7 protein-coding genes are annotated in these 12,731 nt (G+C 43.6%); all 7 read right to left on the reverse strand.

The window, feature by feature from the left end:
• Nucleotides 1-140 precede the first annotated feature (140 nt).
• The 7 genes from CIK90_RS07915 to lepA all read right to left on the reverse strand — a co-directional run bounded on the left by CIK90_RS07915 (nt 141) and on the right by lepA (nt 12,610).
• A complete protein-coding gene (locus CIK90_RS07915; RefSeq protein WP_094390656.1) occupies nt 141-1,028 on the reverse strand; it encodes a carbohydrate kinase in 888 nt (295 codons plus the stop codon).
• Nucleotides 1,029-1,064: 36 nt separating this feature from the next.
• Nucleotides 1,065-2,222, reverse strand: coding sequence for an MFS transporter (locus CIK90_RS07920; protein WP_094390657.1), 1,158 nt, complete (start codon nt 2,220-2,222; stop codon nt 1,065-1,067).
• 75 nt (nt 2,223-2,297) lie between these two features.
• On the reverse strand, nt 2,298-4,193 hold the full coding sequence (locus CIK90_RS07925; RefSeq protein WP_094464840.1) for a GH32 C-terminal domain-containing protein: 1,896 nt from the start codon (nt 4,191-4,193) through the stop codon (nt 2,298-2,300).
• Between the two features lie 286 nt (nt 4,194-4,479).
• Complete coding sequence (locus CIK90_RS07930; RefSeq protein ID WP_094464895.1) at nt 4,480-6,783, reverse strand: TonB-dependent receptor; 2,304 nt, start codon at nt 6,781-6,783, stop codon at nt 4,480-4,482.
• Nucleotides 6,784-6,980: 197 nt separating this feature from the next.
• The gene (locus CIK90_RS07935; RefSeq protein WP_094464842.1) at nt 6,981-9,779 is read right to left on the reverse strand and encodes a substrate-binding domain-containing protein; all 2,799 of its coding nucleotides are present in this window, start codon (nt 9,777-9,779) and stop codon (nt 6,981-6,983) included.
• A 407-nt stretch (nt 9,780-10,186) separates the two neighbouring features.
• Nucleotides 10,187-10,780, reverse strand: a complete 594-nt coding sequence (locus tag CIK90_RS07940) for a Crp/Fnr family transcriptional regulator (RefSeq protein ID WP_094464844.1) — start codon at nt 10,778-10,780, stop codon at nt 10,187-10,189.
• A gap of 48 nt (nt 10,781-10,828) precedes the next feature.
• Nucleotides 10,829-12,610: a translation elongation factor 4 gene (gene lepA, locus CIK90_RS07945; RefSeq protein ID WP_094390661.1), complete on the reverse strand. Its 1,782-nt coding sequence runs from the start codon at nt 12,608-12,610 to the stop codon at nt 10,829-10,831.
• Nucleotides 12,611-12,731: the final 121 nt, after the last annotated feature.

The raw sequence follows: 12,731 nt of genomic DNA on the forward strand, positions 1-12,731 counted from the left end.
ACTTTGTCCTCGGTGATCATAGCGATTATTGTTTGTAAACTTTTGATTTTTTAGCACCTTAAAGTTACAACAATTTTCGCTAATCACCAAATTTTTAGACACTTATATTTCGTCGAACTCACGTTAACTATGTTTGTGTGTTATCCTAAAAGTTCTTGGGGTATTTCCGGCATAGCACCTTGTTGGGTGCAGACATAAGCACTCACTTCAACAGCACGCTTATGGGCTTCGGGCACACTCATGCCCTTGAGAATACATGCACAGAACGTGCCTGTAAACGAGTCGCCAGCACCAACAGTATCAGCAACCTCCACCTTTGGAGTTTCTTGGAAAGACAGATTGCCAGGAGTAAACACATAACTGCCGTTCACGCCACACGTCAATACCAACATATCGAGATCGTATTTGCCGAGTATCAACCAGCATTTGTTTTCGATATCAAGACCGGGATAACCAAACATGCGACCTATTGTGACAAGTTCTTCATCGTTGATCTTCAAAACATTGCAACGCTTCAAACTCTCACAAATCACCTCTTTCGAATAGAAATTCTGACGGAGATTGATATCAAAAATCTTCAGACAATCCATTGGAGTATAGTCAAGAAAGCGGTAAATGGTATCACGACTGACCGTATTGCGCTGTGCCAACGATCCCCAACAAACGGCACCACAACCTATTGCCACCTCACGAATGTCGTGGGTAAAGGGAATATTGTCCCATGCCACATTTTGCTTGATGTCATAAGTGGGGACGCCGTCCTTGTCAAGTTCCACCTGTACCGTACCTGTGGGATAATCTACCACAGGCAATACATGTTTGAGCTGTTTCTCATCCAACAAGCGGAGAGCCTGAGTGCCTAAAACATCGTTGCCAATAGCACTAACGGCTACCGATGGCAAGCCATGCTGACCAGCATGATAAGCAAAGTTGGCAGGAGCACCGCCCAATTGTGATCCGGTAGGAAGCACATCGAAAAGGATTTCACCCAATCCTACACAGTATTTTTTCTTCAAAGTAGTATTCATAATTTATGTTCTATTGTTTAAAGTTCAACAAAGCTATTACATTTCCACCTTATTGATATAAGAGAACAGATAGATAACACCCACTGCCATGACAGCAACGGCACCCACCTGACCTACGGCATCGCTGGCAAAACCCATGATGAGTGGGAATACAGTACCGCCGAAAAGGCCCATAATCATCAAACCGCTCACTTCGTTTTTCTTCTCTGGAACTGACAAAAGGGCCTGGGAGAATACGATGGAGAAGACATTGGAGTTGCCATAACCTACCAAAGCGATAGCGATATAAAGGATGATTTTGCTCTCGCCGACGAACAAGCCTATCATGCTCAGCGCCATCATCACGATGCTAATGGCGAAAAACAAACGTGGTTTCAATATGCGAAGGAAGAATGAACCGGTGAAACAACCAATGGTGCGGAAAATGAAATAAAGGCTGGTGGCAATGGCTGCTTCATTCAATGTCCATTGCAGACGCTCTATCAGAATCTTTGGTGCGGTGGTATTGGTGCCCACATCGATGCCCACATGACACATGATGGCGATGAACGACAGCAGAACAATGGGTTTGCCCAACAATCGAAAACATTCACCAAAACCAGAAACTCCACCATCCATCTCTTCTTCCTCAATAGGTGTTCCTGCCAAAAATACCGTGGCAGCAATGCCGATGACGAGATAAATGGGGAAGAGCACACGCCAACCTAAACCGAATGTGGGGATGGTGGCAATGGCACCCCACATGGCAATGTATGGGGCAAGGAATGACGCAATGGCTTTGACAAACTGGCCAAAAGTCAGAGTGGATGCCAGATGTTTGCCGGTGGCAACCACCGAAACCAATGGGTTGAGCGATGTTTGCATCAGTGCATTACCAATGCCCAACAGCGAAAACGATACCAACATCAGTTCGAACGATTCGCCAAGGATAGGCAACAGTAGCGACACAGCAGTCACGATGAGCGACAACAGCACAGTGCGCTTGCGTCCAATCTTATTCATCAACATGCCTGTAGGCACGGAGAATATCAGAAACCAGAAGAATACCAGCGAAGGAAACAGGTTAGCAGTAGCATCATTGAGGTCGAGATCTTCTTTTACATAGTTAGAAGCAATGCCTACCAGATCTACAAATCCCATGGCGAAGAAACAGAGCATCACCGGGATAAGGGTCAACTTAGATGATTTATTCATTGTTTATTTTTCTATAGCAATGGTCTGCCAGTTAGGGAAGACCATTGCTTTTTGATGTTTATAGTGCTACAATCATTATAATGCAATCTTGTGGAGCTTTACATTCTTGTATTCTGCCTTACCGCCTTTGCTATAGAGTTTCACATTCTCGTATGGTTCAACAGGGAACACAAGGTTGGTCATGGCAATGCGACCGCCATCTACAAAAAGTTCGATAGATGACTTATCTACGAAGATATCAACATGATAAGTGGTCTTGCCATCCTCGCATAGCGTCAGTGGTGCCCATGTGGCAAGGGAGAAATCGTTCTTATAGTTGATAGAATTGGTGATGCGGACTGGTTGTTTGCCTTCTGCAACAAGTTGCTTGTCCCATGCTAATTCGATATCATGGGGACTTGCCTGCTTGCCAAAGTCGGTCAAGCCACTCTCGGTTCGATCCATCACTACCTTGCCCTGCTTCATATCGAAATAGATCAGGGTACGCTCACGTTTGTTATTTGAGATCTCAATACCTGCAATACCGTTGGCATCAGGAGTAACATCAGCCTCAATCTCGAAGGCGCCTTCCATATTGGCAACAGCACTCTTCAATTCTTTGGCATCTGCCACAGTAGCATCAGCGATATCCTTAGTATCCTTTCTCAAGGCATAAACCTCAGGGGCAACATCTTCTGAAACATAGTATTTGCCGTTCATCTCATAGAGTTTCAACTCTCTTGGCAAACCGTTGGCACCACGATTCTGCTTGAACGGAGTGAGATTGGCATACTGCCAGTTGCTCATCCAGGTCATCGCCAATACTCTATCACCCGTGTTTGAGAAGGTAACAGTTGCATAATGATCCTTACCCCAATCGAGCCATTTTACATCGTTAGCATCGGGACAAATAAAGTTTTTACCATCGAAATCGCCAACAAAATACTCAGTAGCACTACCGCCAAACCAGCAACCGGGGTTGATATTCATAATCATCACCCATTTCTTGTTCTTCTTATCGCCATTGACAGGCAACTGGAAAAAGTCGGGACACTCATACTGACAAGGTTGCTGACCCATACTTTTGCCGAAGGCACTGACGTAATCCCACTTCTTGAGATTCTTTGATTTATAGAAACGCGTCTCTTTATCGGCAGAAACGATCATGTACCAACACTTTCCTTTCTCATACCAGAACACTTTCGGATCACGGAAATCCTTCAAGCCATCGAATGGTGTCAACACAGGATTGCCTTCATACTTGGTGAAAGTACGACCGTTGTCGGTGCTGTATGCCATGCACTGAATCTGACCGTTTTTATCACTTGCTGAAGTATAAAGCGCTATGATGGCATCCTTGCCATAGCCTGCGGTATTGCGCTTGTCAACGACAGAACTTCCTGAGAAAATATGGCCCATATTGTCGCGGGCGATAGCTGGGGCGAGATGTTCCCAATGTACGAGATCTTTGCTGACTGCGTGTCCCCAGTGCATATTGCCCCACTTGCTTCCATAGGGGTTATACTGGAAGTAGAGATGATACTCACCGTCTTTATAGACCATGCCGTTGGGGTCGTTCATCCAGCCATAGAGCGGAGTGAAATGATAAGAAGGACGATAGTAATCGGTGTTGGTGGTATCGAATGTATCGTTGAGTTTCATCAGATTGACAGCCAAAGCATCTTTCTTCAAACCAAGAATCTTAACCGTTGCAGTTTTTCCCTTACCCAAGGCGAATGGCACGTAATAGTCAGCACCGTTCTGTGCCAGGCGCACATCCATCCAAGTATCATCCTTGCTACCTGTATCGAGTAACACTTGTGCTTCATCCTTTTCTTCCTGGACGGGGAGCAGCAGATACTTAGTGGGGTTTTCAACCTTGATGACAGTGGTGTCACCTTTATGTTCGATACTCATTTTCTGTGCGAAAGCAGAAGAAGCAGATGCCATCAGTAGCAGGCAAGATGCTTTGATGAAATTGTTTGTTCTCATTGTGTTAGTATTTTAGGATTGTACTATATAAACGTTGGATTTCTGTTTTTCTTGTGTTATCAACAGTTCTGTATAAGTAACATCCCGAATCAGTCACCCGTATGAAAGGTGTATTATATATGAATATTCTTTTTTTTGTGTTTATGCATTACAACCATATCCTGTTTAACGTAATTGATATCAATATCTGTGTTATCCTGAATCTATGTTATCCTAATTAGGGCCTGACAACTAATGGGGTGATACTATACAGAGGCTGTCGATAATGTTATAAAGATTGAAGCGATTAGAATTTCAGCGATGCTGAGAATTCTACAGTAAATGGACGGAGATAACTACCTGTCATGATTTGATTCTTAATACCCTTGGCTTCATCCTTGGTAATAAGTTCGGCACCGGCAATACTGCCTTTAGCACCAGTCTGATTGAGGAAGTTTACTACTGTACAGCCAAGTGCGAGGCGCTTGGTGGCCTGCCAGTTGATACCGCCAAAGGTTTCCCAGTGACCGTTGAAGTAATATGCCTCATTGATATTGGCATAGGTCTTGCTGAAGTAACGGAAACTGGTCCAAAGCTTGATATTCTTGGTTATCATATAGCTAGGATCCAATTCTATAAGTACCTGAGGAATCTCAGCAACAATATTGCCTGTGGCATTGATTGTACCAATATAGCCATCGTTGAAAGTTACAGAGGTTTCAAACTTCTTGTAGGTAGGTTTCTGATAAGTGAAGAGGAAGTGGAAATCAAATCCTTTGAAAGGATGAGCCACTGCATCAGTTGTCCAGCCCCAAGTCTGGATATCGTATGCCAAAGGTGCTGCCTTGATTTCACTGCCATGTTGCAAATTGAGCGTTGAGTTATTGTTCGTCTTTGAAATGTATGAGAACAACGAGGTCAGACTCAACCATGAATTGTTATAATAGATTCCTGCACGTCCCAGTGGCACTGAGATCTTATCGGTATTAGGCAATGTTGCTGGTGCGAATGCCTCAAACTTAGGATGCTGCACGATATAAGTAAAATCGCCAGTGAATCCAAACTTATTGGTCAACTTATAAGTTGCTGCCAGCGAGAAATCGTAGTTCACCCAGTTGTAGTTCAAATCTACAGGAGCTATCTTGGTTCCATCAGCGGCTGTAGCACCGAGATGATAGTCAGCAAAACGACCGACAAACTCACCCTGAGCATTCTTCACTGCTGCATTCTCACCCTTCAGTTTCTGCCATTCCAAGCGAGCACCATAGTAGAGATTCAATTTCTTGGTCACATCCCAATCGTGGGTAAAATAGAGTGCCAATTTATTTTCACTTCCCTTATAATATTCTGAAGCGTTCTTGTTGAAGTCATAGAAATAACTGTTGCGCTGGTTGGCATCCCATACACGAACGGCATAACTGCCATCTGCTGGCACGCTCTGATCGTACATGGTTGTGTTTGAGCAATAGTCGATATGATAAAACCACTCGTTGATGCCCAATCGAAGGGTTGAATTGCGGAACTTCTTAGAAAGTTCAGAAGTAAAGAGAGCCTCGTCGATGGTTCCGGCATTGAGACATGACATGCGGGTCTGGACATACTGTCCGTCGTAGGCCTGAGTCTTGTCGTCAATATCGCGATACATATATTGATATCTGCCTTGGTTGTCATCGCTCTTCAAGTCGATAATAGCCATAGGAGTCTGAAACACCATGGCACCACGAGAGTGGTCATATTTCAAAGTAGCCTTCCAATTCAAGCCATTGTCAAACCGATAAGTGTTCATCAGTGTCACCTCACTGGCTTTATTCAAGCAAGCATCGTAGAGTGTGGTCTGTTCCAACTCTCCTGTACGCATATTGCGATAGGTCATATTGTTATCTGTGGGAAGATAAGAAGTAGTACCGAGTTTGAATTTGCCATACTCTTTCACGCTGCCATCACCCACATAGACAAAGGAAGCACTCTGAGTGGCATAGTTATATACATTATGGCTGTTGGCATATTTGTACATAGCGGTAAATTCACCACGGTTGCCGTTATAGCGTTTAGTAAGGAGTGCCTTATAGATTTGAGTGCGGTCTTGATAAGGAGTGGATTTGATTTTGAAGGTTCCCGGATCGAAATCCTGATACATATTCATACTATAGTACCAGTCTTTACCCAAGTCGCCATTCATATTCAAAGAGAATTCTTGCAGTCCGAAATGGTTGCTCTTATAGTTCAACGTACCATTGAATCCCTTTTGTCCCTTCTGGGTAAATGAATTGACTGCATAACCGATATTACCGGTGGTGATGGCTGTTTCGGCTATTTTGAGCAATCCTTGGTGACTCAAACTGGCATCACCGCGCCAAATAGTGTTAACTGAATGGGGATTGGTGGCATAGGTGACAGGCAAACCGTTCTCCAACACATTGACATCGGCAGAGGGAAGTCCGATTTGAATCTCACGTGGACCATTAGCACTGGCAGCATTGAGCATTACATTGCGGTTGCCTTCCTCTTTGGCATTGGCATTGTCGTCTTGCGCAAAAACTGCCGCTACATTTAATAATGAAATTGTAAGCACTGTGACGGTTGCAAATTTACCATTGAATAAGGTGTTCATAATCGTTACGTTTTTTATTGTTAGCATTGTTGTTTGATTTCTGCTGCAAATTTACGATACGAATAGAACACCGTACATAAAAATCATTTCATCGGATACAAAAAATCGTTCATGGTAACATTTTTATTAGTCCATGAACGATTTTTATCATTAAATACCAACTTTAATGCATGGTTTTCATATAGTTACAACCAACCCTACCCTACTTCACCAGGTAACATACCATATTCATCTTTGAAACATTTGGTGAAATAAGACGGTGCTGAGAAACCTACTTCATAGGCAACTTCTGCTATACTCATGCTACGACTCTCCAAGAGGCGCTTGGCCTTATAGAGCCTTGCCTTGCGCATCAGGTCAACAACCGAAGAACCTGTCATGGCCTTCACCTTGCGATAAAGTTGTACACGGCTCAAACCGATTTCCCTACCAATATCTTCAACACCAAACTCACTGCGCGAGAGATTTGACTGAATAATATGGTGCAACTGTTTCATAAACTGTTTATCGCGATCATCCATGGACGATTGGTCTATCGTCTGTTCATCGGCCTGCGTAATATCCTTGAACAGCGACTTCAACAATCGGCGTTGCTTCAACAGATTGTTGATACGAGCAAGAAGCACCTTACTATGGAATGGCTTGGTGATATAGGAGTCTGCCCCATGCTCATAACCCTCTGCTCGCTGTTCTTCCAGATTCTTTGCTGTCAGCATGATGACGGGAATATGCGATGTAGCAGTATTGGTCTTCAAACGTTCGGTAAATTCGAGACCGTCCATAACGGGCATCATCACATCGCATACTACTAAATCGGGTACTTCCTTTATTGCCACATCAAGACCTTCCTTGCCATCAGCTGCTTCCAATACAAAGTAATCGTCCTGCAACAAAGTACGTTCATACTGACGGATGTCATTATTGTCGTCTATAATTAATAATGTGGGACGGTCGGTATCGGGATTTACCAATTGCTGAACCTTGCCCTGCAGTTTGTCTCCGTCATCAATATACTGCATGCTACTCTCATCAACAGCTATGTTACCTTCTGACTCTTCTGGTTCCACTTCACCTTCTTGGGTAAGAGGCAGAACCACAATAAAGTCGGCACCCTTGCCACTTTCACTCTCCACCCATACTTCACCATGATGCAATTCCACAAAGGATTTGACCAATGCCAATCCTATGCCTGTACCGCTGGCGGCACCCTGGGCTTGGAAGAAACGTTCAAATACCTGCGTTACCTCTTCACGTGCAATGCCCTTTCCTGTATCTTTCACATCGATGCGCAATGCATCAGGAGTTTCTGCATCACAAAGCGAAACAAATATGTTGCCACCAGACGGGGTATATTTCAAGGCATTACTCAGGAGATTGAATACTATACGTGCCACTTTCTCTTTATCGGCAATGATGGTCGGTGAAGCTTTAAAGCCTTCGGTGTTGAAGTGGAGTTGGATATTCTTGCGCTCTGCCGTCAGTCGGAAGTCATCAACCCATAAGGTCATAGCCTCTACAATATTGAAACGATTGAGCGTCAATGTCATTTTTCCATTTTGTATCTTTCGGAAATCGAGAATAGAACCTACGAGTTGCTGTAATGCCAATGCGTTGCGCTTCACCATACCAAGTAGTTCCCTACTACGTCCCTTGATATTGTGATCATCAAGCAACATTTCCACCGGATCAGCTATCAAAGTCAATGGTGTACGGAGTTCATGACTGATATTGGTAAAGAATACCAAGCGCGAATGGGTCAACTCCATCACCTCATCGTTGAGTCGTTTCAGTTCATCGTTCTTATCTTCCAATTCCCCATTCATGCGCTTCAATTCATCATTGGCATTGGCAAGTTTCTCATTGAGTCGAGTCTTGACAATATAACTTCTGAATATCAACGTAGCAGCAATAATACATACCAGTAGGAAAAGTCCCAAGCTCATCAACAGAACCTTTTGGGCATTATAATCCGATAGATATTTATCTACTTGATGGTGGAGCGTTCTTAGTTTGTGCGTTTGCCGTTCGGCATCTCTTGCCTCCATAAGGGTGAGTTCGGCATTTGCTTTAGTAATGATGGAAGAGCTTAGGTAATTATCACGCTGATAAGGTTGATGGTTTAGTATCGTCAAAGCCAATGCAATGACCTCATCGCCTTTGGTGGGATAGAGATAGGATGCTTCAAACACACCATCGCGCACCAATTCCAAGCCTCCGCCTTCGGTAGCCATGCCATCCACACCAGTATATTTATAATTGCGGTTAACGCCCATTTGTCTGGCTGCCACATAGGCCCCCCATGCCAATCGGTCGTTATGAGCAAACACATAATCGAAATTCTGTGTCTGTTGGAGAATACGTTTCATGGCCTTTATACCACTTTCTTCCTTCCAATCACCACCTTCTGAGGCTACAAGATGAATATCAGGATAGTGTTTGACAGCATCCATAAAACCACGATGACGCTCTATGGCAGGTGAAGAACCCTCCGATCCTCGGATTTCCACGATGCGCCCCTTGCCATGAAGCTGTTGTGCGATGAAAGTACCCATCGACTTGCCAATAACATAATTGTCACACCCGATGAATGCGGTATATTTGTCGGAATTGGTTTTGCGGTCATATAGAATAACAGGAATACCTCTGTCATAGGCACGTTCTACAGCCTTTGATATGGCACTCAACTGATTTGGTGAAACAATCAACAAATCCACGCCTTCATCAACAAACTGGTTGATTTGCTTATTCTGCAATACATTGTCATCGTTGGATGAAGCAAGTTTCACCATAATGGAATCATTGAGATACTCTCCCGTTTTCAATTCTTCGTTGAGTTTGTCGCGCCAAACATCTTCTGAACATTGAGATACAGCTATTACAAACTTTTTATCAGGTTTTCCACAACCCACAACTATAGCGACAAGCAGAAAGAGTGCCAGTCTGAATGTACGGGCAACAGGATACATCAGAAATTTATAAGCTGGTATAAGTTTCATATAATGAATATCTATAGAGAGGTCTAACCGCTTGCAAATATACACTATTCTCGTGTTATTGCCAAAAAAAAACATACATTTTAATCTATAAAAATCAAAACACGTCATATCTTTACGTCACAATACCCTATTGATATACGCATATAAAGAAAGCAACAAAGCAGGAAAACAATGCAATAATAGCTTGCAGACAGCTTGGCGTATGATTTATTATATATATAATGTACGCGCACGTGCGAACTGTAAATCAACATGTTTATATATTCCCAAACAGTATCAGCCCGATTGGGTTACAACCAAATAATCGATTTTGATTAAATAGCCGGAGCCCCATCATTGATATAATGACAGGGCTTCGACAGGATGGCTATTCAGAGGATTAACTCCATATGGGTGTTGCCGGTTGATTACAGCAAGGCCGATGTACGAACACGACTCAAGGTCTCTGGAGTCATCTGCAAATAACTCGCGATATAGACCAATGGAGCGCGTAGTACCAATTGCGGACTTTCCTTCACCAACTTGGCATAACGGTCCTGTGCAGTCTCGAAGCGCAGCATATCTGCATGCTTCTGAGAGATGATGAGCGACTCTTCCAATATCTTACGATAGAGCATCTGAATATTGACATTCTTAATAGCCTCTTGCTCAAGCGCAACCTTTGGCAATGCATAGATGATAGTGGGTTCAAGAGCAACAATCTGCTGTTTCGACGGTTCCTCATGAAACAAACTTTCGATAGCCATACAGATTGTGTTTTCTGTTGCCATATATTCGGTCAACTCTTTACCATTTTTATGATAGAACTGTCGCACCAGTCCCTTGACAATCCAGAAGATATTTTTGCATACCTCCCCTTCGCGCAGAATGTATTCACCCTTCTGAAATTTCATTGGAACCAATATACCTTCCAGCATATCGAGTTCGTCATGTGTCATCGTACTGTATCGACGTGCCAGTTCACGAGCCACATCACGTGGCGTCAGTCCAATATTAGTCATCGTTTTTGGCTTTTATTATATGAGTTAAGATTTTTATTTGTTCGTTAGTTAGTCTAACTTCAGCACAGCAAGGAAAGCTTTCTGTGGCACTTCCACATTGCCAATTTGTTTCATGCGTTTCTTTCCTTTCTTCTGTTTTTCAAGCAGTTTGCGTTTTCGGCTCACGTCGCCTCCGTAACATTTAGCTGTCACATCCTTGCGCACACACTTAATGGTTTCGCGGGCAACAATCTTGGCTCCGATGGCTGCCTGAATGGCAATATCAAACTGTTGACGAGGAATAAGTTCCTTAAGTTTCTCACACATACGTCGTCCAAAGGATACGGCATTATCCTGATGGGTCAGCGTTGAGAGTGCATCGACTGGTTCACCATTGAGCAAGATGTCAAGTTTCGCCAGTTTGGAAGGTCGGAAACAATCTACATGATAGTCGAATGAGGCATAACCCTTAGAGATAGACTTGAGTTTGTCATAGAAGTCGATAACGATTTCTCCCAATGGCAACATGAAATGCAGTTCCACACGATTACCACTGACATACTGCTGGTCTATCAGTTCACCACGTTTATCGAGACAAAGCGTCATGATAGGGCCGATATAGTCGGCAGCAGTGATGATTGAAGCACGGATATAGGGCTCTTCGATATGGTCGATGAGCGTAGGTTCAGGCAATCCCGATGGGTTGTGCACCTCTTTCACTCCCCCCTGCTTATCGTAGCACATATAGGTTACGTTGGGCACTGTGGTGATAACATCCATATTGAACTCGCGGTCGAGACGCTCCTGTACAATCTCCATGTGCAACAAACCGAGGAATCCGCAACGGAATCCAAAGCCAAGGGCAATGGAGGTCTCAGGCATAAAGGTAAGTGAGGCATCGTTCAACTGCAGTTTCTCAAGAGAGGCACGCAAGTTCTCATAGTCAGTTGGATCAATGGGATAGACACCCGCAAACACCATGGGTTTCACTTCCTGGAATCCGGCAATAGCCTTTTCGCAAGGACGTGCCACATGAGTAATGGTATCGCCGACCTTCACCTCTTTAGAGTCTTTAATGCCACTGATGATATAGCCCACATCACCGGTACGCAATTCGTTGCGTGGTATCATGTCCATTTTGAGCACACCTACCTCATCGGCTTCATATTCCATACCAGTATTAAAGAATTTCACTTTATCACCTTGACGGATAACACCGTTTTCAATCTTGAAATAGGCAATAATGCCACGGAAGGAATTAAACACCGAATCGAAGATCAAAGCCTGTAATGGTGCATCGGCATCGCCTTGCGGATGGGGAATACGTTCCACTACAGCGTCGAGAATCTGCTGTACTCCTTCACCTGTTTTTCCGCTTGCACGGATAATATCTTCTGGGTCACAACCAATGAGATCAACAATTTCGTCTTCCACCTCATCGGGCATAGCCGAAGGCATATCTATTTTATTGATGACGGGAATAATCTCCAGATTATGGTCAATAGCCATATAGAGGTTTGAAATGGTCTGTGCCTGCACACCCTGTGTAGCATCTACCACAAGTAGAGCGCCCTCGCACGCGGCAATAGATCGCGATACCTCATAAGAGAAATCGACGTGTCCTGGAGTATCAATCAAATTGAGCACATATTGCTCTCCGCCATGCGAATATTCCATTTGGATTGCATGGCTCTTGATCGTTATACCACGCTCTCGCTCCAAATCCATATCATCAAGCATCTGACCACCAGTAATCTGAATGGTCTTTGTATATTCAAGCATTCTGTCAGCCAGTGTTGACTTGCCATGATCAATATGGGCAATAATGCAGAAGTTTCTTATATGTTTCATTGTTTCGTTTACGTACAATTTTGTGCAAAGTTACGAAAAAAATATGAATAACACCCGAACATTATACATTTTTATAGAGAATATTCTATGTTTCTTTACTATGTTCTTATTATTTCCGCTA

Origin of the sequence: Prevotella sp. P5-126 (assembly GCF_002251185.1) — a bacterium.
Classification (GTDB): domain Bacteria; phylum Bacteroidota; class Bacteroidia; order Bacteroidales; family Bacteroidaceae; genus Prevotella.